Here is a 22228-nt window from a genome sequence, read left to right as displayed (position 1 = left end):
GGCGGTCCGCCGCCGCGCCGATGCCATATCGATATTTCTTTCGAACATATATTCAATTACCGGGTTCCCGACCGGAGCTGAGCGCCCGCCACCGCTCCAGCATCCCCTCCGGGACCTCCTCGGCGGTCAGGGCGTAGACCAGGTGGTCCCGCCAGTCGCCGTCGATGTGGAGATAGCGCGGGCGCATTCCCTCCGAGCGGAAGCCGAGCTTTTCCACCACCCGTCGGCTCGGGCCGTTCTCCGGGCGGATGCAGACCTCGATCCGGTGCAGTCCGAGCGTGTGGAAGCAGTAGTTCACCGAAAGCGCCACGGCGGTCGGCATGATGCCCCGGCCGGCCACGGCCTCGTCGATCCAGTAGCCGATGTTGGCCGAACACATCGAGCCCCAGGTGATCCCGCCGACGGTCAACTGGCCGACCAGCTGCTCCTTGTAGAGCACCACGAAGGGCAGCATCCGGCCGGACGAGGCCTCGTGCCGCAGGAAGCGGACCATCTGCCGGTACGACGGGCGGGGCCCGGCGGCCCGGCCCGGCGGGCCGGGCGGCACGGTCGCCTCCCAGCGCCGCAGCCAGTCCCGGTTGCGGCGGCTCACCTCCTGCCACTCGCGCTGGTCACGGGCCCGGATCGGGCGCAGCGTGACCTCCCCCTCGTGGAGCTCTACCGGCCAGCCGGCGTTCAGTGCGCTCTCCCGGAAGCTGGTGCGTCGGGCCGGGGGTGGTCCCCGCCGCCGAGCTGGTCGACGGCGTGGGCGAGCAGCGGCTCCAGGACGGCCAGGCCGTCCTTGACGCCGCCGGTCGAGCCCGGCAGGTTGACGATCAGGGTACGTCCGGCGAGCCCGGCGAGCCCACGGGAGAGCGCGGCGGTCGGCACCTTGTCGCGGCCGTGGGCGCGAATGGCCTCGGGGATGCCCGGGATCAGGCGGTCGACCACCCGGGCGGTCATCTCGGGGGTGAGGTCCATCGGGGAGATGCCGGTGCCGCCGGTGGTCAGCACCACGTCGTACCCGGCCGCGACGGCCTCGCGCAGGACGGCTTCCACCGGCTCACCGTCGGGGACGACCCGGGGGCCGTCGGCGGTGAAGCCCATCGCGGTCAGTCCGGCCACCAGCAGCGGGCCGCCCTTGTCCTCGTACACCCCGGCCGAGGCCCGGTTGGAGACGGTGACGGCCAGGGCCCTTCCGACCGGCGTCATGCCCGGACCTCCGGCGCGAACCAGTCGCCGCTCTTGCCGCCGGTCTTGCTGAGCACCCGGACGGACTCGATGGCGGCGCCCTTGTCCACCGCCTTGACCATGTCGATCACGGTCAGCGCGGCCACCGTCACCGAGGTCAGCGCCTCCATCTCCACGCCGGTGCGGTCGGCGGTCCGGACGGTCGCGGTGATCTCGACCGCGTCGTCCGCGACGGCGAGGTCGACCGTGACCCCGGAGACCGCGATCGGGTGGCAGAGCGGGATCAGGTCGGGTGTGCGCTTGGCGCCCATGATCCCGGCGATCCTGGCCACCGCGAGGGCGTCGCCCTTGGGCACGCCCTCGCCGCGCAGCAGCTCGACCACCTTCGGGGAGACCTTGACCCGCCCGGCCGCGACGGCGGTGCGCGCGGTGGTGGCCTTCTCGGAGACGTCGACCATCCGGGCGGCGCCCTGGTCGTCGACGTGGGTGAGGCGGTCGCCGGGGTTCGGTGTCGTCACGGGTAACTCCAGGGGCGCGCAGGTCGAATACCGCGCTACCGTACCGCTCCCCCTCCGACCGAAGGCGGTCAGGAGTCCAGCAACACCACGTCGACCTCACTGCCGGCCGGCAGTTCGGTGACGTCCTCGGGGACGGTGATCAGGCAGTTCGCCCGGGCCAGCGCCCCCACCAGGTGGGAGTCCGCGCCGCCCACCGGCTCGACCGTGCCGTCCGCCGCCGAGTACCGGCCGCGCAGGAACTGCCGGCGGCCGGCCGGGGAGCGCAGCGCGGACGGGCAGAGCGCGCGCGCCACCGGACGGTGGACGTCGGCGGCGCCGAGCATGGTGCGGATGACCGGGCGGACGAAGAGCTCGAAGGAGATGTAGGCGCTCACGGGGTTGCCGGGCAGGGCGAGCAGCGGCACCCCGGCCGTGCCGCCGATCCGGCCGAAGCCCTGCGGCTTGCCGGGCTGCATCCGCAGCTTCCGGAAGTCGACCCCGCCGTAGGCCGCGAAGACCTCCTTGACCACGTCGTACGCGCCGACGCTGACCCCGCCGCTGGTGACGATCAGGTCGGCCCGGCCGAGCTGGTCCTCCAGGACGGCGCGCAACCGGTCGGCCTCGTCGGGGACGGCGCCGACCCGGTAGGCGATGGCGCCGGCCTCCTGGGCGGCCGCGGTGAGGGTGAAGCTGTTGGATTCCGCGATCTGCCCGGGCCCGACCGGCTCGCCGGGCTGGACCAGCTCGCTGCCGGTGGAGAGCACCACCACCCGGGGGCGCGGGCGGACCTTCACGGTGGCCCGGCCGATCGCCGCGAGCAGGCCGAGCTGGGTGGGGCCGAGCCGGGTGCCGGCCTCCAGGACGGTGGCGCCGGCCGCGACGTCGCTGCCCCGCCGGCGGATGTGCGCGCCCGCGGTGACCGGGCGCAGCACCCGGACCTCCTCGTCGGCGACCGGGGCGGTCATCGCGGCGGCGGCCACCCCGGTGCCGGTGCCGCCGTCCGTCCACTCGACCGGGACGACGGCCTGGGCGCCGGGCGGCACGGGGGCCCCGGTCATGATCCGGGCGGCCTGGCCGGGGCCGACCTTGGGCAGGTCGCCCGCGCCGGCGGCGATGTCGCCGACCACCGAGAGCACCGACGGGTAGGTGTCGGTGGCGCCCTCGGTGTCGGCGGTGCGGAGCGCGTAGCCGTCCATCGAGCTGTTGTCGAAGGGCGGCAGGTCGCCGTCGGCGACCACGTCCTCCTCCAGCCGGCAGCCCTGGGCGTCGAGGAGTTGGAGCTCGATCGCGGGCAGCGGGCCGACCGCGGCGAGCACGTCGGCGAGGTGCTCGTCCACGGTCCAGAAGCGAGGAGCCGCCGGTGCCCGGTCCCCGGACCCGTCGCAGCAGGCTGCGGGGGTGGTGCTGTGCTCGGTGGACCCGGTCATCGGCGGCTCGCTCTCTGTCTCGGTGTCAGTCCTGCAGCTCGGAGGCGACGAACTCCCGCAGCCAGGAGCGGAACTCCGGGCCCAGGTCCTCGCGCTCGGCGGCCAGACGGACGATAGCGCGCAGGTAGTCGGCGCGGTCGCCGGTGTCGTAGCGGCGGCCCGTGAAGAGCACGCCGTGCACCTGGCCGCCGTCCGCGGCCTCACGGCCGGTCAGCTCGCGCAGGGCGTCGGTCAGCTGGATCTCGCCGCCGCGGCCGGGCGGGGTCTCGCGCAGCACGTCGAAGACCAGCGGGTCGAGGACGTAGCGGCCGATGACGGCGTAGTTCGAGGGGGCCTCGCCGGGCTCGGGCTTCTCGACCAGGTCGGTCACCTGGAAGACGTCCTCGCCGAAGCCGTTGGCCTTGACGGCGGCGCAGCCGTACAGGTGGATCTGGGAGGGGTCGACCTCCATGAGGGCGACGACCGAGCCGCCGAGCTCCTGCTGCACCTCGATCATGCGGGAGAGCAGCGGGTCGCGCGGGTCGATCAGGTCGTCGCCGAGAAGGACGGCGAAGGGCTGGCCGGCGACGTGCTGTTCGGCGACCGAGACGGCGTGGCCGAGGCCCTTGGGGTCGCCCTGGCGGACGTAGTGCATGTTGGCCAGCTCGACGGATTCGCGGACCCGGCGCAGGCGGTCCTCGTCGCCCTTGCGGACGAGCAGCTCCTCCAGCTCGTAGGCGCGGTCGAAGTGGTCCTCGAGCGCGCGCTTGTTACGGCCGGTGACCATCAGTATGTCGGACAGGCCGGCTGCCGAGGCTTCCTCGACGACGTACTGGATCGCCGGCTTGTCGACGACCGGCAGCATCTCCTTCGGGGTGGCCTTGGTGGCCGGGAGGAAGCGGGTGCCCAGTCCGGCCGCGGGTACCACGGCCTTGGTTACCGGAATACGGGAGGTGGTCGTCGTCATGCGTTTACCTTACTCAGGCACGTTTTCGCCCGGCCGAGCGCGGTCGGACGGCTAGGACAGCGCGTCGCGGGGCACGGCCACGGTGGCAGGCGTATGGGAGGCGACCGGCTGGGCATGCGGGTCCCCTCCGGTACAGGCGGACAGACTACCCGCCTTTTCCGAACGGTCACGTTCGGCAGTCGCTGCCTCTTTCGGAGCGGAAGCGGGCGCTCCGCCGCACCCCGTGGAACGCCGCTCGGGACGCGGTGCGCTGCGCCAGCAGTCGCCGCCCGCGGCCCGGGCCTCGGCGAGCGCCGCGTCGGCGGCCCGCAGCAGGACGGCGGCGTGGGTGCCGTCCTCGGGCAGCACGGCGATGCCGGCCGCGGCGGTCAGGCCGTTGCCCTGGGCCGGGCGGGGCGCGCGGGTGCCGGACGACCAGTCGAGCAGCAGGTGGCGCCGGACCGACCAGACCAGCCGCTCGGCGACCTGCGCGGCGCCGTCGGCGCCGGTGTCCGGCAGGAGCGCCAGGAACTCGTGGCCGCTGTAGCGGCCGAGGGTGTCGGCGCGGCGGATCTCCATGGCGAGCCGCTGGGCGAGGTCGCGCAGTATCGCGTTGCCGCGGGCGCGGCCGTGCTCGGCGATGACGGCGTCGAAGCCGGCGATCTCCAGCAGCAGTACGGCGAGCGGGCGGGGGCCGTCGGCCTGGTCGGCGTGCTCGGCACGGCGGGATCGTTCGATCTCCCGGTCGAGGGTGAGCTGCAGGTGGCGGTAGTTCCACACGCCGGTGAGCGGGTCGCAGGAGGCGGTGCGCTCCAGTTCGGCGCAGTGCTCCTCCAGTTCGGCGATCCGTGCCCGCAGCCGCTGCCGGTCCTCGGCGGCCTCGGCCCGCTCCCGGCGCGCGCGCAGCCCGAGCACGCCGGCGGCGCCCAGCGCCGGGGCGCTCAGCGCGGCCAGGGCCTGGACCAGCAGCGGGGTGGACAATCGGGGCTCCCTTTCGCGTGTCAGGCTCTGCGCGTCGACGGTCTGGGGACCAGAACGGTCTGGGGACATGGAGGATCCGGTGCACAACGAGAAGAGCGACCTGAGGTCACGCCTGTTGACGCGACGCCGCGCACTCTCCTCTGAGGGGCGCGCGGAGGCCGCCCGCGCGCTGGCCGGGCACGCCGGGGAACTGGCCGGGCCGGGCGCCGTCGTGGCCGCCTACGTGTCGGTGGGCGGAGAGCCCGGGACCAGGCCGCTGCTGGACGCCTTGCGGGCAGCCGGGGCACAGGTGCTGCTGCCCGTCCTGCTGCCGGACAACGACCTGGACTGGGCCGAGTACACGGGGCCGAGGGCGCTCGCCCCGGCCGGGCGCGGACTGCTGGAGCCGGTCGGGCCGCGGCTGGGTCCGGAGGCGGTGACGGCCGCCTCGCTGGTGCTGCTGCCCGGCCTGGCGGTGGACCGCACCGGGCTGCGGCTGGGCCGGGGCGGCGGCAGCTACGACCGGGTGCTGGCCCGGCTGGAGCGGGCCGGGGTGCGGCCGGTGCTGGCGGTGCTTCTGTACGACCACGAGCTGCTGGAGCGGGTGCCGGCCGAGCCGCACGACCGGCCGGTGGACCTGGCGGTCACCCCGTCGGGGGTGCGCAGGCTGGGCTGAACGAAAGCCCTCAGCCGAGTGCGGGGCCTCGGCCGGACAACGGCGGCGGCCCCGCTCCCTCCAGGGGGAGCGGGGCCGCCGACCAGGGCCGTACGGACCGTCAGCCGGTGGCGAGCACCAGCTTGTGCTTGGTCGCCTTCTCCACCGCGTCCGGGGTGAAGGCCCAGGTCAGCAGCTTGCCCTTGAGCCAGAGGTCGGTCTGGTCGTTGTAGTTGTCGTTGAAGGCGTGGCCGGAGGCGCCGCCGACGTTGACCCAGCGCGAGGAGTTCAGGTCGTTGAGGTCGACCACCATGCGCATCGACGGGATCCAGTCCACCTGGTAGCCGGCCGCGGCGTTCCAGCCCGCCGCGTCGACCGCCGCCGAGCCGCCGGAGAGGCGGTAGGGGCCCCGGTTGAGCAGCTTGTGGACGACGCCGGAGGCGATCGAGGAGTCGTCGGTGCCGAGGGTCTGCTCGCGCAGCTCCAGCTTGTGCAGGCGGCCCCAGCTCCAGGTGGAGATGTCCTTGCCGAGCAGCGAGGTCAGGTCCTGCCGGGCGTTCTTCATCGCCTCCTTGAGCAGGTTGTCCAGGCCCTTCTGCTCCTTGTGCTGGGAGTCGATGTACGTCCACCACGAGCTGTCGGGCTTGTCCAGCTGGGCGCGGACCACCTCGGTCCAGCGGTCGCCGCCGTCCGGCTGGGCCTTGCCCGGGTCGCGGGTGCCGCACTGGGTGACGATCCTGCTGGAGCTGTCCGGCTTGGTCGGGTCGTCCTGCTGGCGCACCAGCAGGCAGTTGTCCTTGGCCCGGATGTCCGCCGGGAACTTCTGGCCGAAGGCGAGGCTGAGCAGGTTACGCCAGACGCCGTTGTAGTAGGCGGCGGCGGCCGAGTCGGCATCCTGGTGGAAGTTCCAGTCCTTCAGCAGGTCCTGGGCCTCGCGTACGTACGGGTCGTCGATCTGCTGCTTGAGCAGCAGCGGGACCAGCGTCTTGGCCATGATGCTGGTGTTGTCCAGCTGCAGGTTCTGCATGTCGTCCGGCGAGATCTTGCCGTTGTTCTTGAGCAGGCCCTCGATCTGGTCGGTGATCTCCTTGGCCCGGGTGCCGTACTCCCAGTCCTTGGTCAGGGGGTACTTGTAACCCGCGTCCACCACGGCCTGGTTGGCGGTGACGATGTAGCCCGAGGACGGGTTGAGGCTCCACGGCAGCGCCGTGAAGGGGACCGGGTCCGCCTTCCACTGGTACGAGGGGTCCCAGCCGAGGGCGGGCATGGAGCCGTCGCCCTTGCCGCGCACCGGGATGACGCCCGGGGCCTGGTAGCCGATGTTCTTGGCGTCGGCGTAGATCAGGTTCTGCGCGGGGACGGCGAAGTCCTTGGCGGCGCCGCGGAAGTCGTCCCAGTTGCGGGCCTTGTCCAGCTCGAACACGGCGTCCATGGTCTTGCCGGGGCTGAGTGCCGTCCACTGCAGGGCGACGCCGTAGCCGCCGGTGCCGCGGTCGGGGGCGGAGGTGCCGTTGGGGGCGTACTTGCCGACGTTCTGCTGCTCGGTGCTCTGGTCGGAGATGAGCGGGGCGCCGGTCTGGGTGGTGCGGACGGTGATGGTGCGGTCCTCGCCGCCGGCGACCTTGATGGTCTCCTTGCGCAGGTCGAACTTCACGTCCTTGCCGTCCACCTGGTAGGTGTCCGGGCCGGTGACCTTCTCCAGGTAGAGGTCGGTGACGTCGGCGCCGAGGTTGGTGAAGCCCCAGGCGATGTCCTTGTTGTGGCCGATCACCACGCCGGGCATGCCGGCGAAGGTGAAGCCGGAGACGTCGAACTGGCAGGCCGGCGAGGCGGTCCGGCAGTGCAGGCCCATCTGGTACCAGACCGAGGGCAGGCCGGGGCCGAGGTGCGGGTCGTTGGCCAGCAGCGGCTTGCCGGTGGTGGTGTGCGAGCCGGCGACCACCCAGGAGTTGGAACCGATGCCCTGGCCGGGGCGGCCGAGCAGCTGCGGCATCGCGTCGATCCGGTCGGTGAGGCCCTGCATCAGCGCCTTGGTGGTGGCCGCGCCCTGGGCGGTGGCGGCGCCGGGCGCGGCGCCGGACGGCGCGGAGCCGTCGGCCGGGCGGTAGGTGTCGCCGGAGACGGTGCCGGTCTTCACGATGGTGCCGTTGCGGGAGTACGGGTAGTCCGGGTACAGCTCGGCGATCTTGTCCGGGCCGAAGTCCTGGGCCAGCAGCGAGCGGTCGACCTCCTCCTGGAGGTTCCCGGACAGGTTCCAGGCCATCGCCTTGAGCCAGGCCACCGAGTCGACCGGGGTCCACTGCTCGGGCTGGTAGCCGCTGTTGACGGCGCCGAGCAGGGCGTACTCCAGCGAGGCCTTCTCACCGCCGGGGTGCTCGGCGAGCCAGGCGTTCACGCCGTCCGAGTAGGCCTGCAGGTACTTCTTGGTCTCGGGCGACAGCTTGGTGTCGAACTCCTTCTGCGCCACCTGCCGCCAGCCCATGGTGCGGATGAAGGCGTCGGTGTCGACCTGACCGTCGCCGAACATCTCGGACAGCCGGCCGGACGTGATGTGGCGGCGGACGTCCATCTCCCAGAAGCGGTCCTGCGCCTGGACGTAACCCTGGCCGCGGAACAGGTCCTCGGCGGTGTCCGCGTACAGCTGCGGGATGCCGTTGGCGTCGCGCTTGACGTCGACCGGCGCGCTCAGGCCCGCCACCTTGACGCTGCCGTCCACCTCCGGGAAGGACGCGCGGACCGCGGTGACCCCGCGGTAGCCGCCGTAGCCGACTCCGGCCACCAGCAGCACGACCAGCACGATCACGAACAGACGGGCGCGCCGGAACTTCTTCGAGCGGGGCATCTGGGTCCTTGCGGTCCTGACTTCGGGGCGGGCGGGCGTGTCCAGGGCCTGGGGCCGTGACAGGGCACCACATTAGGCCGAGTCGGCGGAGTGCCGTGAACGGGGGACCAAGCTAAAGATATGGCAAAATGTTAGACTGAGTAACGATCCGCAACAGGAGCATTGACGGCTTCTTAGCGGTCAGGTGCTCCGCGCACCCCTCTCCGTACTCATCGAACACCCCAGCACCACCAGACACCCCGCCCGCCCATGCCTGCCCGAGGTGCCACTGCGTGAACGTCGCCCATCTGAACCAGCTCCTCCTCGAAGCCTCCGTGATCCTCCTCGTCGCGGTGGTCGCCGTGCGGTTCTCGACCCGCTCAGGGCTGCCGAGTCTGCTGATCTACCTCGGGATCGGCGTCGCGCTGGGCCAGAACGGAATCGGCGTCACCTTCAACAACGCCGAACTCACCCAGGTGCTCGGCTACGCGGCGCTCGTGGTGATCCTGGCCGAGGGCGGCCTCAAGACCAGCTGGCGCGAAGTCAGGCCGATGATGCCGGCGGCCACCGCGCTCGCCACGGTCGGCGTCGGGGTCAGCGTGTTCGTCACCGCGGCGGGCGCGCACTGGCTGGTCGGCCTGGACTGGCGGACGTCACTGCTGCTCGGCGCGATCGTCTCCTCCACCGACGCCGCCGCCGTCTTCTCCGTACTGCGGACGGTGCCGCTGCCGCACCGGCTCACCGGCCTGCTGGAGGCCGAATCCGGCTTCAACGACGCCCCGGTGGTCATCCTGGTGGTCGCCTTCGCCACCGCCGGCGAGCTGGACCCCTGGTACGTCATGATCGGCACGATCCTCGCCGAGCTGGCCATCGGCGCCGCGATCGGCCTCGCCGTCGGCAAGCTCGGTGCGTACGGGGTCAAGCACGTCGCGCTGCCCTCCTCCGGCCTGTACCCGATCGCCGTGATGGCCCTGACCGTGCTCGCCTACGCCGGCGGCGCGCTGCTGCACGGCTCCGGCTTCCTCGCCGTCTACGTCTGCGCGGTGATCCTCGGCAACTCCAAGCTGCCGCACGGACCGGCCGTGCGCGGCTTCGCCGACGGGCTGGCCTGGATCGGGCAGATCGGCATGTTCGTGCTGCTCGGGCTGCTCTCCGCCCCGGAGAGCATGGGGGACGCCGTGGTGCCCGCGCTGGTGGTCGGCGGGGTGCTGGTCTTCCTCGCCCGGCCGCTCTCCGTGGTGCTCACCATGACCCCGTTCAAGGTGCCGGCCGCCGAGCAGGCGCTGCTGAGCTGGGCCGGGCTGCGCGGGGCGGTGCCCATCGTGCTGGCCACCATCCCGGTGGTCTCCGGCGCCCACAAGGCCGAGGACGTGTTCAACATCGTCTTCATCCTGGTCGTCGTCTTCACCCTGCTCCAGGGGCCGACCCTGCCCTGGGTGGCCAAACGGCTCCGGATCGGCGAGGGTGCGATGGGCCAGGACCTCGGCATCGAGTCCGCGCCGCTGGAGAAGCTGCACGGGCACCTGCTGTCGGTCGCGCTCTCGCCGACCTCGCGGATGTCCGGCGTGGAGATCGGCGAGCTGCGGCTGCCCAAGGGGGCGGCGGTCACCCTGGTGGTGCGGGAGGGCAACTCCTTCGTGCCGGACAAGGCGACGGTGCTGCGCGGCGGGGACGAGCTGCTGGTGGTCACCACGGACGAGGTCGGCGAGGCCGCGGAGCGGCGGCTGCGGGCCGTGGACAGGGGCGGCAAGCTGGCGGGCTGGCTGTACGGGCGCTGAGCCCGACGGGCTCGGCCTCGGCTCGGGTGGTCCGGCGCGGCGCGAGCGGTGCGGCCCGGCGCGGCGCGAGCGGTGCGGCCCGGCGCGGCGCGAGCGGTGCGGCCCGGCGCGAGCGGTGCGGCGTGAGGGCGCAGACCGGCACGGGTCGGAGGGTTTGGGCTGGCGGAGTCTACGCGCGTAACTGTATGCTGGTTCGACTACGCCGTATAACCACCGCTAGACCACCCCAGCATCTGCCTGACGCAGAGTTGGCGCGACCGCTCGGCGGCCGCGGTCCGGCCCCCGGCCCACCAGGCCCGGCCGACCCGGTATCTACCTCGGTCGACGCGCGAGAGGACGACTCTCGGCGCCGTCGGGGCCACCCCATGCCCTGCCGCGCTACCAGGCAGCAGGAAGGACCGACCGTGACGGCCCGCCGAACGGTCGACACCGCCGCGGAGAGCACTCCCCGGACCGCGGCCGACACCGTGGACACCGCCGCCGACGCGCCCGCCCGGGTCGGGTACGGGGAGCTGCTGCGCACTCCCGGCGCCTGGACGTTCCTGTCCCCCGCCCTCGTCGCGCGACTGCCGTACGCGATGCTCAGCATGGGCATCCTGCTGCTCGTCACCCAGACCCACGGCTCGTACGGCACCGCCGGTACGGTCACCGCCGTCGCCGCGGTCTCCCAGGCCCTGATCGGACCGCAGACCGGGCGACTGGCCGACCGGTACGGCCAGGCCTCGGTGCTGGTCCCGACGGTGCTGGTGCACGCGGCCTCGGTCGCCCTGCTGATCGCCCTGGCGCTCGGCCACGCGCCGGCCTGGAGCCTGTACCTGGCCGCCGTCCCCGCCGGGGCGAGCGTGCCGCAGATCGGTGCGATGGTCCGGGCCCGCTGGGTCGCCAAGTTCACCGGGGAGGGCGCCTCCCCGACCGCCGCGGCCAAGGTGAGCACCGCGTTCGCCTTCGAGTCCGTGACGGACGAGTTCACCTTCGTGATCGGCCCGATCCTGGCCGCCAACATCGCCGCCTTCGTCAGCCCGGCGGCCGCACTGGTCGCCGAGGCCTCGCTGACCCTGGTCGGCGGCCTCGCCTTCGCCGCCCAGCGGCGCACCGCCCCGGCCCGGATCCTGCCCCAGCCCGGCGTGCGGCGTGCCTCGGCGCTCGCCTCGCCCGGCGTCCGGCTGCTGGTCGGCGCCTTCCTCGGGGTCGGCGCGGTGTTCGGCGGCATGCAGGTGTCGGTGAACGCCTTCGCCGACTCGGTCGGCCACCACGACGCCGGCGGCACGGTCTACGGGATCTTCGCGGGCGGCTCGATGCTGGCCGGCGTGCTGTACGGCGTGATCGCCTGGCGGCGGCCGGTCCAGCAGCGGATGGTCATGAGCTACACGCTGCTGGTGCTCGGCTGCTCGGTGCTGTGGGCGATGCCCAACCTGATCGCCCTGACCGTCGCGGGTCTGGTCTGCGGCCTGGCCATCGCGCCGACCCTGATCAGCGGCTACACCCTGGTCGAGACGCTGGTCGCGGACGGCGCCAAGACGGAGGCCTTCACCTGGCTGACCGGCGCGATCGGGCTGGGGCTGGCGGTCGGCTCGATGGCCGCGGGCAAGCTGATCGACGGCCACGGCCCCTCGGTCGGGTTCCTGGTGCCGGTGATCGGCGCCGGGCTGGGGTTGCTGGCACTGGTGTCCATGCGGCGCCTGCTGGTGACGCCGGGCGGGGCGGGCCGCGTGGTGGCCGGGTCCACCGAGCGCGGCGGCGCGACGCAGCTGGTCGGCGCGGCGAAGGGCTGAACGGACGGTCGGCGGCGCCCGGCACCGGCTCATGTCACACCGGAGTCGCTGGACTGATCCAGCGGAATGCCGCATCATTGACCATCGTTAGCACTCATCAGGCGAGAGTGCCAGGAGGAAGACAAGTGCCCACGTACCAGTACCAGTGCACCGAGTGCGGCAACGGCCTGGAGGCGGTGCAGAAGTTCACCGACGAGGCGCTGACCACGTGCCCCGAATGCCAGGGACGGCTGCGCAAGGTCTTCTCGGCCGTGGGCGTCGTGTTCAAGGGCTCGGGCTTCTACCGGACCGACAGCCGTTCGTCCTCCAGCAGCTCGGTGGGGGGCGGTGCGACCTCCGGCTCCTCGACGTCCTCGTCGGATTCGAGCTCGTCGTCCTCTTCCGGCTCCTCCGGCTCGTCGAGCTCCTCGACCGCCTCCAGCAGCCCGGCTCCGGCCGCGAGCTGACCTCGGCGCCCGGCAGCGTTCGGTAGCTTCGCGCAAGGCCCGTCGGCCCCGCTTCACGCGGGGCGGCGGGCCTTGCGCCGTTCCACGGCCGCACGCATCTCCCCGATTGCGCGCCTTTCGTCAGCGCAGGACGTCTCTCGTCAGCGCGGCGAGGTCGGTCTCACTCGCGCGAGTGTACGAAGTTGTCCACAGGGGCGGGTTATCCACAGGCTGAGGGAAGGGACTTTCCGGCAGTGCCCGGGACGCGCATCGTGTGGGTCACCAGAGACCGACCGATCGAGTCCGGAGGTGACGTCGATGACGCCCACGAGCCCGTACGTTCCGCTGCCCGCCCCCACCGTGCCGCCTCGGCGGGAGCTGCCGAGCTTCCCGCCGATCCGGCGCGGCTGCGGCGGGTGGTACCGCTGGCGCCGGGCCGTCCGGCGGCGGGCGGGCGTGCCCGCGCTGGTACTGCTCGCGGTGGCGGCAGCGCTCGCGTTCGGCCCCGGCCGGGCCGGGCCGCCCCCGTCGCAGGGCCCAGTAGGCCACCAGGGTTGTCAGTCCGGGACTCCGGGGGACCACCCGTGACCTGGGAACGACTTCGTCGTTCGAGGCGGCATGAAGGGCTTCAAGGAATTCCTGCTGCGTGGAAATGTCGTCGAACTCGCCGTCGCCGTGGTCATCGGCGCGGCCTTCACCAACATCGTCAACGCCTTCGTCAAGGGCGTGATCAATCCGATCGTGGGCGTGTTCGGGACGAAGGACCTGGCGTCCTACAGTTCCTGCCTCAAGGGGCCCTGCGAGGTGAGCTCCACCGGTGAGGTCACGTCCGGAATCCTCATCCTGTGGGGATCTGTGCTCAGTGCCGCCCTACAGTTCCTGATCACGGCGGCCGTCGTCTACTTCGCCCTGATCGTGCCGATGAACAGGATGGCGGCCCGGCGCAAGACCGCCGCCGAGGAGGCGGCGGAGGTCGAGGCCAAGGAGGTCCAACTGCTGACCGAGATCCGAGACGCGCTGGTCACGGCACGTTAGTCCGGCGCTGCACCAGTCCTGCGGCGCGTCGGTGTATACCGCCTCACTCCCCGTGGTGCGGGGGGCGCTGGCTCAGGTACCAGTCCAGGCCCCGTCCACCGCTCTCCCCACCCGCCCCGGGGCGCTCGCCCCAGCCGGCGTCGGTGTCGTCCCGGGACTGCTGGTCGAAGGGGTCACGGAAGACGAGCCGAGCCTTGGCGGCCGCCCGCCGGTCCTCCGGCTCCCGGCCCTGTTCCTGGTCGTTCTGTTCCTGGCCGTTCGGCTCCTGGCCGTTCGGCTCCTGCCGGTCCTGCTCCCGGCTGCTCCGGTCCTGCCGGCCGCGTTCCTGCTCGCTCACCTTGTCCACCACTCCCACTCCCCTGATCAGCCGGGCCATCCCGTCCTTCCAGGGTAAGAGCCCCATGGCGGCCCCGGGCCCGGGTGCGAAGCGCTCCGCACTCGGGCCCGGAAGGGGCAAAGCCAGGCTCGGCCGTGTACAGCCGCCGTGACAGGTACGTCAGGCGGCTTCGAAGCCCGCGTGGTCGGCGATCTTCTTCAGCTCGGCCAGGGCGTGCTTCTCGATCTGACGGATCCGCTCGCGGGTGAGGCCGTGCTGCTTGCCCACCTCGGTGAGGGTGCGCTCGCGGCCGTCCTCCATGCCGTAGCGGGAGCGGATGATCGAGGCCGTGCGGTCGTCCAGCCGCCCGATCAGGTCGTCCAGCTCCTCACGGCGGAGCATGACCATCACGGCGTCCTCGGGGGACGTCGCTCCGGTGTCCTCCACCAGGTCGCCGAACTGGGTCTCGCCCTCGTCGTCGACCGACATGTTCAGGCTGACCGGGTCACGCGCCCAGTCCAGCACGTCCTTGATGCGGGCCTCGGTGGTGTCCAGCTCGGCCGCGATCTCGGCCGGCTCGGCCTCGCGGCCCAGCTCCTTGGACTTCTCCCGCTGCACCCGCCGGATCCGGCCGAGCTCCTCGACCAGGTGCACGGGGAGCCGGATCGTCCGGGACTGGTCGGCGATGGAGCGGGTGATCGCCTGCCGGATCCACCAGGTGGCGTAGGTGGAGAACTTGAAGCCCTTGGCGTAGTCGAACTTCTCGACGGCGCGCACCAGCCCGGCGTTGCCCTCCTGGATGAGGTCCAGCAGCGGGAGGCCACTGCGCGGGTAGCGGCGTGCGACCGCGACCACCAGGCGGAGGTTGGAGCGGATGAAGACATCCTTGGCGCGTTCCGCGTCCTCGGCTATCGCCTCCAGCTCCTCGCGCGTGACGCCGTCCGGGAGTCTGTCCTCATCCAGCAGGTGCTGGGCGTACACGCCGGCCTCGATCCGCAGCGAGAGCTCGACCTCCTCGGCGGCGTCGAGCAGGGGCGTCCTGGCGATCTCGTCGAGGTACATGCCGACCAGGTCGCGGTCGGCCTCGAGGTTGGTCGGGCGGGCCGCGCGACTCCGGTCGGCCCTGTCGCGAACGACGGCACGGGTGGCCATGCTTGCTCCCTTTGACTGGTGTTGCCGAGGTCTGCCTGCCCTGCCCCGCGGGGGCAAGAAGTGCGGGCCCTGCGGGGCTCACACGTAACGATCCAACGAACAGAATCCGGACAACATTCCCAAGTCACTCAGATTCTTCCCGGCGATGCAGTATCCTGCCGGTTTTCACTCGAACCTGACGCTCAGCGACCAACTGAACACGATCCGCGCCCACTTGCGACTACCCAGCCCTTCGAAACCGGTCGCTTCTTCACCGACCCTCCACGCAACCGTCGCCTACCCGTTGAACCGGGGAGCGAGCGCGCACGTTCCCGCGCGCCGCGGCTCTCCGCCCGCGCTCACACCCCGGCGCACGCAGGTCCTCCTCACAAAAGATGCCAAATCGCTATCGCTCCAGCTCCCGATCGGCGTGGGGCGCTGGGAAGGTGTCAGGCATGCACCTGACCAACAGCTCGACCTTCGCTACTGCGCGTCATCGCGGCCTCCTCCGGGACGCCGCGCTCGCGCTGGGTTGTGCCGCGCTGTTCGGCCTCCTGGCGGCGTTGGTGACGCACCACTGGCACCCTCTGCACCAGTTCGACCAGGACTGGATCAGCGAACTCCACATCTACGCACGGGAACACCGGATCTGGACCGCCTCGGTGCAGACCCTCTCCGACATCGGCGGGCCCGTCACCATGCGTGCTCTTCTCGGGGTCTCGGCCGTCTGGCTGCTGTTGATCGGCGCCCGGGTGCTGGCCGGCTGGGTGGCCGCCCACGCCCTGGTCGGCTGGGGTGTCCAGTGGGCGCTGAAGCTGGCCGTCGACCGCCAACGCCCCGCCTTCAGCGACCCGGTCTCGCACGCCGCCGGTCCGGCGTTCCCCTCGGGGCACGCGATGTCCTCGGCGATCACCTGCGCCGTCCTGGTCGGCCTGGTCTGGCACCGGGTCCACCGCCGCGGCCGAACCGCCGCCTGCGCGGTGGCCGCGGGCACGGTCCTCACCATCGGCTGGACGCGCGTCGCCCTCGGGGTGCACTGGCCCAGCGACGTCCTGGCCGGCTGGTTGGCCGCCGGTGTCGTCCTGGGCGTGGTGACCGCCGTGATCGAGCTCTGGCGGCCGGGCGCCCTGGCCCGGGACGTACGGCGGGTCAACTGGCTCACTAGGCCCCGCGTCCAGCGGGTCATCGTGCCCTACGTCCGGCCGCCGCGCGCCGAGGACGCGGAGCTGGGCGACCCCGTCAACCGCCCGGACGAACCCGCCCGGACGAACCCGTCCGCTGACGAACCCGCCCGCTGACGAGTTCGTCAGCGGACGCCCCCGGCAGCAACGCCGCAGGCCCCGCGTCCGACTCGGACGGGGGCCTGTGAGCTGCGGTGCTGCGCTGTGCCCCAGACAGGAATCGAACCTGCGACACCGGCTTTAGGAGAGCCGTGCTCTATCCCCTGAGCTACTGAGGCGGGGCCGGTCTGTGACCAGGCCGTTCACAGCGTACCGGATCGGGCGTCGGCTGGGGGTGGTGGCCGGGGGTGACGCCGGGGGTGAGCTGCCGACGGGGTGTCAGGGCAGGTCAAGTAGCCTGCGACAAGTGTTCCCATCGCCCGGTGCCGCCCGAAGGAGACGAAGGCCCTGATGACAGCAGCTGTGCGCCCGGCCGTTCGGCTGCTGGGGCCGGTGTGGCTCTGGCCCGCGGTGGTGATGCTGGCCGTCGGCTCGTACCGGCTGGGGACGCCCGAGCTCTGGCGGGACGAGATCGCGACCTGGACGGTGTCCACCCGCTCGCTGGGGAACCTGCTGGGGCTGCTCCGGCACGTCGATGCCAGCAACGGCGCGTACTACCTGCTGATGCACGGCTGGACGACGATGCTCGGCGACTCGCCGGTGGCGCTGCGGATACCGTCCGTGCTCGCGATGGCGGGGGCGGCCGCGTTCGTGGCGCTGGCCGCCGAGCGGCTGTTCGGTGACCGGCTGGCCGCCGTCGGGGCGGGACTGCTGTTCACGGTGCCGCCTCAGGTGTCCCACTACGCCCAGGAGGCGCGCGCCTACGCGCTGGCGACCTGCTCGATCGCGGCCGCCACCTACTTCCTGCTGCGGGCGCTGGAGCGGCCGGGCCCGCGGCGCTGGGCGCCGTATTGCACGGCGATGGCGCTGGCCGGGGCCTGGCACCTGGTCTCGTGGAGCACGGTCCTCGGGCAGATCGTCGTGGTGCTGCTGCATCTGTGGCGCGGCCGGGCCGGGGCGGACCGGCGGGTCCTCTGGCAGTACCCGGTCGCCGTCGCCGTGGCGGCGTTGCCGTTGCTTCCGGTGGCACTGCTCGGCAGTCGGCAGTCCGACCGGCAGCTCGGCTGGGTGGAGAGCCCCTCCCTCAGCGATCTGGTCGGCTTCGGCGGCCACCTGTTCGGCACGGTGTGGGTGGCCCGGGCCTTCGCCCTGCTGGGGCTGCTCGCGCTGCTGCTGCCGGGCCGACGGCTGCGGGCCTGCCAGCCGCTGCTGCTGGCGGTGCTCCCGGTGGTGGGCGTCTGGCTGGTGTCGCAGAGCGCCACCTCGTACTTCCTCGACCGCTACCTGCTGTTCACGGTGCCCGCCTGGGCGGTGCTCGCCGGCGGCGGTGTCGCGGCGGTGTACCGCGCCGTGGCGGCCCGGGCCGGGGCGCCATGGGCGCCGTGGCCGCCGAGGAGAATCGTTCCGCCTCGGATGGCGGTCGTCACCGGCGGGCTGCTGGCGGTGGGTCTGCTCGCCGGGCCGGCCGTGGCGGCGCTGCCCGCGCAGCCCGAGGTGCGGTACGTGGGCTCGCACACCGGCTCGGAGGAGCCGTTCCGGGAGGCGGCCTCGGAGATCGTCGCCGGGTACCGCCCCGGGGACGGGCTGGCCGCCCCGATGGGCGACCAGTCCTGGGCGATGGTCTGGCCGGGCGTCAGCTACTACCTGCCCCGGAGCGTCCGGCCGTTCCCGGTGTTCGTCGCGCGCAGCGCCGACGACGCCGAGGAGCTGACCCCCGAGCCCTGCCCGCAGCCCGCGGCCTGTCTGGGGGACGTGCCCCGGATCTGGCTGCTCGTCCTCGGGGACACCGCGGATCCGCTGGCCGCCGTGGCGCAGGAACAGGCGCGGGCGCTCAGGGCGCGGTACGGCGAGCCGGACGCGGTGGTGCCGCTCGGCGGGTTCACCCTCGCGCTGCTCGACCGCACGAACTGAGGCCCCCGCTCACGCCGAAGGGGGAGCCGGTACGGAACCGGCTCCCCCTTCGCGCCCGTCATCCGGCGGCGCTCACAGCATGCGCAGCAGCCGGGACTGGATGGACGGCGGGTCCAGGTCGGACTGGAGGGCCACCGGCACCTCCACCTTGTCGCCGCCCGATCCCACCCGCAGCGTGCCGACCTCCTTGCCGGCCTTCTCGTGGTGACCGAGCTTGGCCGGGTCCAGGGTGACGGTGCCGCTGACGCCGGGGAATCCGGCCACCACCAGGTCCTTGGTCGCGACGACCGGGGCGGTGCCGCCGAGCCCGTCGTCCACCGAGCCGACGACGTCGCCCTTCTTCACCACGGTCTGACCGGTCAGCCCGTTCTGGGCGGCCTGGATCTGCTTGGCGCTGACCTTCAGCACGGTCGGCAGGATGCCGTCCCCGTCCTTGGCGGAGGTGGCCTGCTGGCCCAGGGTGACACCGAGGATCAGCCGCTTCACACCGCCGATCTCCTTGTACGCGGCCCACATCAGGCAGCCGCCGGCCGGGGTGCTGGAGCCGGTCTTGACGCCGATGACGCCGGTCTTCGGGTTGATCAGGTTGTTGGTGTTGAGGATCTTCGTGTTGTTGAAGGTGGTGTCCGGAGTGGAGACGATCTGCCGGAAGACCTCGTCCTGCATGACCTGCTCGGCCAGCTTCAGCTGGTCCTTCGCGGTGGACTTGGTGTCCGAGCTGAAGCCCGCCGGGTCGGCGTAGACGGTGTTGGTCATGCCGAACTTGGCCGCCGTGTCGTTCATCAGCTTGACGAACGCTTCCTCCGAGCCGGAGTGGTAGCGGGCCAGCAGCCGGGCCACGTTGTTGGCCGACGGCAGCATCAGCAGCTCCAGCGCCTGGTACTCGGTAAGCACCTGGCCCTCGGTGAGCGTCACCCGGGATTCGTCGCTGTTGCCGGACTCCTGCGCGGCCTGCTTGTCGACGGTGATCTTCGGGCCGCTCTCCCCCTTCTTCAGCGGGAACTTCTGCAGGATCAGATAGGCATTCATCACCTTGGTGACGCTGGCGATCGGGGCCGGGGTCTCCTGGCCCGAACTGCCGAGGCTGCCGACGCCGAGCACCTCGGCGGCGGACTGGCCCTTGGCCGGCCAGGCGAGGTCCAGCGGGTCGCCGGAGAAGCTGAAGCTGCCCGCAGCCGACATCTTCACCTTCGTGTCCGGCAGCGGGCGCAGCAGCTGGGCCACCACGAGCGCACCGAGCACCACGGCCAGGAAGACCGTCCAGATGGTGATCCGCTTGAGGGCGCGGCGCAGCGGGGAGACCGGACGGGCGTTGAGGGAGGCGAGGACTTCCATCGCCTCGGCCGTGTTCTCGGGCGAGGGCAGCGGCTCGGGGCCGGGCAGCGGCGGGACGGGCGGCGGCAGGACGGGCGGCGGCAGGACGGGCGGCGCCGGCCGGGGGTCGGGCTCGGGCAGCGGCCTGGGCGCCGGGCCGGGATCGGGGACGGGCTTGGCGACTGGCTTGGGCGCCGGCGCGGGGACGGGCTCGGGTACGGTGCCGGCGGCCGGAGCGGCCGGAGCGGCGGGGGTGGCGGGGGTGCCCGGAGGCGTGGGCTTCCCCGGCTTCCCGGCCTGGTCGCTTTTGCCGTCCTTCTCGTTCTTGCCGTTCTTGCCGTCCTTGTCGCCCTGGCCGGTCTCGACGGACTTGCCGGTCTCGACGGGCTTGCCGGGCTTGCCGGGCTTGCCGGGCTTGCCGGTCGGCACCGACGGCTTGGTGAGCAGCATGGTTTTGGTCGGGTCGTAGGCCCCGTCAGCCCCGTCGGCCCCGTCGGTGTCCGCGGACTCGGCGGCCTCCCCGGATCCCACGGGTTCGGGCGTGTCGGCCTTCTCCGCCGGCTTCACCCGCTCCGTCGTGTCGCGGGACTTCGTGGGGTCGGCCGCGGGCTTCCCCTTCTCCGGCGTGTCGGGCCCGGAACCGTCCTTCACGGCGGGCCGCTCCGCCGCCTCCTCAGCCTTCTCGGCCCTCTTGTCGGCGACCCTCTCGGCGCCCTTCTCGGACGCCTCGACAGCGCCCTTGCCGGAGGGCTCGGCGGCGGCCTTGCCGGACGGCCGCGCGCCCTTGGCGGCCGCCGAAGCACCCGTCCGCATGGCGAGACGCGGGTCGGCGCCGGACGTGCGCTCAACCGTCCCCTTCGCCGCGTCGGCCGTCGCAGTCGGCTCCTCCTTCTCGGCCTTGTCCTCGGGAGACTTGTCGTCCACGGCCTTCAGCAGGCCCTCGGGCAGCCGCAGCGCGGTGGTCTTGTCGTCCACCGGCAGCCGCAGCATCGTCGTCCGACTGTCCACATCACGGACACGGATCTGCACGGTCGAGCCACCCTTGGACCCCGCGGCCGGCTCCTCGGCGGGCACGTCGGAGGAGGGCTCGGCGGACGCCTCGGCCGGGGACTCGGTCGGGGACTCGGCGGTGGTCCCCGTAGGCGCCTTGGCGGCGCCCAGGGCTGACGCCCCGGCAGCCGTCCGACCGGTCGACCCGCCGTCGGCGCCCTCGGCCGTGTCGGCCTTCGCCCCGGTCCGCTCGCGTTCGCCGTCCTGCTCCCGCTCGCCGTCCCTCAGCACCCTGTCGGGGGACTCGCCCACGTATCCCAGCCTCCTCAACGCCCGGCGGGGCACCGGCAGACCCGATTTCGGGAAGCCGACGCCCCGCCCCGTGTACCTGTACAGTCTCCGCCACATGCGGGCGAGCGGCCGCGCACACCCCGCCCGACCGGCGCGTATTGCCGCCGCACGGCCGCACCGCGGCCTGTTCAACGGTCAGACGCCGGGGCTGCGCCCGCCGGTTCCGCGCCTTCACCGCAAGGTCACGATTCGGAGGCGTACTCGACAAGCCCGTGTGAGAGGCGTCACCCTGTCTCTCATCCACGCGGGGAGGCTTGGATGGGCAAGAGCCGCAGAACTGTTCCCGAGGAACTCTTGCTGCTCGCTTTGGACCCGACCACGGGCACCACGGCGCAGCCGCAGACCCTCGACCTCGGACTCGCCGGGGCGCAGCTCGTCGAGCTGTCCCTGGCCGGACGGATCGTACCGGAGGGAGACCGGATCGCCGTCGTGCTCGCACGGCCGACCGGCGACCCGACCCTTGACCACGCACTGGAGCTGCTGCGCCGACGCGGCAGCCCGGTCCGCGCGGCGCACTGGATCGGCGGGCCCCGACTGGGGTTGCGGCAGACGTACCTGGCGCACCTGGAGCGCTGCGGCATGGTCACCGCCGTGCCGGGCCAGGTGTGCGGGGTGCTGCCGACGACCAGGTACCAGGCGTCCGACGACTGCACCAACGCCGCGATCAAGCAGCGGTTGGACGCCGCGATCCGCACCGGCGTGCCGCCGGACCCGCGGACGGCCGCGCTGGCCGCGCTGGCCCACTCGGTGGGGCTGGGCAAGCACCTGTACCCGGGCAACGAGGGCCGGTCCTCGCGGTCGCGACTGCGCGATCTGATCCGGTACGACCCGCTCGGCGGGATGGTCGCGCACGCCGTGATGGACGTGCAGAACGGCCTGCCGGCGCAGCAGAACCGTTCTTCCCAGGGAGCCGGGACCGCCGCCGGGCGCTCCGGGGCCCGCGTTGCGAGCCGGGCCCCGGGCGGGCGGGTCGCCGCCCCTCGGGTCGCGGTCCGCTGATCCGGGTCGACCACCGGTCCCGGCCGGGGCCGTCGGTCCGGCCGCCAGGAGGGCCGTCGGCACGGTCGTCGCTCCGGGAGCGACCGCTGGTCCCGGTGGGCGTTGATCCGGGCAGCCGCTGACGGCACGTCGCCCGCGGTGCACCGCAGCCGGAGCCGCGCCGAGGCGCCGGGACGCACCAGAAGGAAAACGCACCAGAAGGAACCAGAAGGCACCACCAGAAGCACCGAGGGGCGGTCGCCCCGCGACGCAAGTCGCCCGGCGACCGCCCCTCTGCCGTTCCCGGGGGCCCGGCATAGGCCTTCGGCAAGGTCCGGTTCGAATCGTCGAGCCGCACTACCACCTGGGGGCACTCGCTGTCTCACAGAAGCGCTTTTCCGATGGTCTGTTCTACTGCGCTGCTGTGATTCCCCGGCGCCGGCCTGGCCCAAGGTGTCATGCTGCTCCAAGTCAGGGGGGTTGGTCCCAATG

18 protein-coding genes and 1 tRNA gene are annotated in these 22228 nt (G+C 72.5%); 8 read left to right on the top strand and 11 right to left on the bottom strand.

Annotated features, from left to right (window positions below; all coding sequences use genetic code 11):
* Positions 1–52: 52 nt before the first annotated feature.
* From ACZ4WV_RS07220 to ACZ4WV_RS07195, 6 genes are all read right to left on the bottom strand, one after another.
* Positions 53–679 carry a GNAT family N-acetyltransferase gene (locus ACZ4WV_RS07220; RefSeq protein WP_465743704.1) on the bottom strand — a complete coding sequence of 209 codons (627 nt, stop codon included), beginning with the start codon at positions 677–679 and terminating at the stop codon, positions 53–55.
* The gene (locus ACZ4WV_RS07215; RefSeq protein WP_465743668.1) at positions 676–1191 is read right to left on the bottom strand and encodes a MogA/MoaB family molybdenum cofactor biosynthesis protein; all 516 of its coding nucleotides are present in this window, start codon (positions 1189–1191) and stop codon (positions 676–678) included. The genes ACZ4WV_RS07220 and ACZ4WV_RS07215 overlap by 4 nt, the downstream gene beginning before the upstream one ends.
* Positions 1188–1628, bottom strand: coding sequence for a cyclic pyranopterin monophosphate synthase MoaC (gene moaC / locus ACZ4WV_RS07210; protein ID WP_465743702.1), 441 nt, complete (start codon positions 1626–1628; stop codon positions 1188–1190). Before moaC ends, ACZ4WV_RS07215 begins: the two co-directional genes overlap by 4 nt.
* 128 nt (positions 1629–1756) lie before the next feature.
* Positions 1757–3094, bottom strand: a complete 1338-nt coding sequence (gene glp / locus ACZ4WV_RS07205; protein WP_465743666.1) for a molybdotransferase-like divisome protein Glp — start codon at positions 3092–3094, stop codon at positions 1757–1759.
* A gap of 25 nt (positions 3095–3119) precedes the next feature.
* Positions 3120–4040, bottom strand: a complete 921-nt coding sequence (gene galU / locus ACZ4WV_RS07200; RefSeq protein WP_465743664.1) for a UTP--glucose-1-phosphate uridylyltransferase GalU — start codon at positions 4038–4040, stop codon at positions 3120–3122.
* 51 nt (positions 4041–4091) lie between these two features.
* Positions 4092–5000, bottom strand: a complete 909-nt coding sequence (locus tag ACZ4WV_RS07195) for a GGDEF domain-containing protein (RefSeq protein ID WP_465743662.1) — start codon at positions 4998–5000, stop codon at positions 4092–4094.
* Between the two features lie 67 nt (positions 5001–5067).
* On the opposite strand from ACZ4WV_RS07195, the gene ACZ4WV_RS07190 reads away from it, so the two are divergent.
* The gene (locus ACZ4WV_RS07190; protein ID WP_465743660.1) at positions 5068–5655 is read left to right on the top strand and encodes a 5-formyltetrahydrofolate cyclo-ligase; all 588 of its coding nucleotides are present in this window, start codon (positions 5068–5070) and stop codon (positions 5653–5655) included.
* A 100-nt stretch (positions 5656–5755) separates the two neighbouring features.
* On the opposite strand, the gene ACZ4WV_RS07185 is transcribed toward ACZ4WV_RS07190, so the two are convergent.
* Positions 5756–8476, bottom strand: a complete 2721-nt coding sequence (locus ACZ4WV_RS07185; protein WP_465743658.1) for a penicillin acylase family protein — start codon at positions 8474–8476, stop codon at positions 5756–5758.
* Positions 8477–8748: 272 nt separating this feature from the next.
* Between ACZ4WV_RS07185 and ACZ4WV_RS07180 the strand changes: the two genes are divergently transcribed.
* The 4 genes from ACZ4WV_RS07180 to mscL all read left to right on the top strand — a co-directional run bounded on the left by ACZ4WV_RS07180 (position 8749) and on the right by mscL (position 13465).
* Complete coding sequence (locus tag ACZ4WV_RS07180; protein ID WP_465743656.1) at positions 8749–10233, top strand: potassium/proton antiporter; 1485 nt, start codon at positions 8749–8751, stop codon at positions 10231–10233.
* Between the two features lie 467 nt (positions 10234–10700).
* The gene (locus tag ACZ4WV_RS07175; RefSeq protein WP_465743700.1) at positions 10701–12005 is read left to right on the top strand and encodes an MFS transporter; all 1305 of its coding nucleotides are present in this window, start codon (positions 10701–10703) and stop codon (positions 12003–12005) included.
* Between the two features lie 125 nt (positions 12006–12130).
* Entirely contained in the window at positions 12131–12451 is a 321-nt protein-coding gene (locus tag ACZ4WV_RS07170) for an FmdB family zinc ribbon protein (RefSeq protein ID WP_465743654.1), read from the top strand.
* Positions 12452–13048: 597 nt separating this feature from the next.
* On the top strand, positions 13049–13465 hold the full coding sequence (gene mscL, locus ACZ4WV_RS07165; protein WP_465743652.1) for a large conductance mechanosensitive channel protein MscL: 417 nt from the start codon (positions 13049–13051) through the stop codon (positions 13463–13465).
* 43 nt (positions 13466–13508) lie between these two features.
* On the opposite strand, the gene ACZ4WV_RS07160 is transcribed toward mscL, so the two are convergent.
* Positions 13509–13868: a hypothetical protein gene (locus tag ACZ4WV_RS07160; protein WP_465743650.1), complete on the bottom strand. Its 360-nt coding sequence runs from the start codon at positions 13866–13868 to the stop codon at positions 13509–13511.
* Positions 13869–13961: 93 nt separating this feature from the next.
* Positions 13962–14933, bottom strand: a complete 972-nt coding sequence (locus ACZ4WV_RS07155) for a sigma-70 family RNA polymerase sigma factor (protein ID WP_465743648.1) — start codon at positions 14931–14933, stop codon at positions 13962–13964.
* Positions 14934–15367: 434 nt separating this feature from the next.
* On the opposite strand from ACZ4WV_RS07155, the gene ACZ4WV_RS07150 reads away from it, so the two are divergent.
* The gene (locus ACZ4WV_RS07150) at positions 15368–16210 is read left to right on the top strand and encodes a phosphatase PAP2 family protein (protein ID WP_465743646.1); all 843 of its coding nucleotides are present in this window, start codon (positions 15368–15370) and stop codon (positions 16208–16210) included.
* Between the two features lie 88 nt (positions 16211–16298).
* Here the strand turns inward: ACZ4WV_RS07150 and ACZ4WV_RS07145 are convergent.
* Positions 16299–16371: transfer RNA gene (locus tag ACZ4WV_RS07145), tRNA-Arg, on the bottom strand.
* A 172-nt stretch (positions 16372–16543) separates the two neighbouring features.
* Between ACZ4WV_RS07145 and ACZ4WV_RS07140 the strand changes: the two genes are divergently transcribed.
* Complete coding sequence (locus ACZ4WV_RS07140) at positions 16544–18103, top strand: glycosyltransferase family 39 protein (RefSeq protein ID WP_465743644.1); 1560 nt, start codon at positions 16544–16546, stop codon at positions 18101–18103.
* A gap of 72 nt (positions 18104–18175) precedes the next feature.
* On the opposite strand, the gene ACZ4WV_RS07135 is transcribed toward ACZ4WV_RS07140, so the two are convergent.
* Positions 18176–20719, bottom strand: coding sequence for a serine hydrolase (locus ACZ4WV_RS07135; protein ID WP_465743642.1), 2544 nt, complete (start codon positions 20717–20719; stop codon positions 18176–18178).
* A 297-nt stretch (positions 20720–21016) separates the two neighbouring features.
* On the opposite strand from ACZ4WV_RS07135, the gene ACZ4WV_RS07130 reads away from it, so the two are divergent.
* Positions 21017–21757 (top strand): GOLPH3/VPS74 family protein, encoded by a 741-nt coding sequence (locus tag ACZ4WV_RS07130; RefSeq protein WP_465743640.1) that lies wholly within the window; start codon positions 21017–21019, stop codon positions 21755–21757.
* Positions 21758–22228 lie beyond the last annotated feature (471 nt).

The sequence above is a fragment of the Kitasatospora sp. NPDC029312 genome (assembly GCF_055569215.1).
Note: the sequence above shows the minus strand (reverse complement) of the source record. Positions and strands in the feature narration are given on the sequence as shown.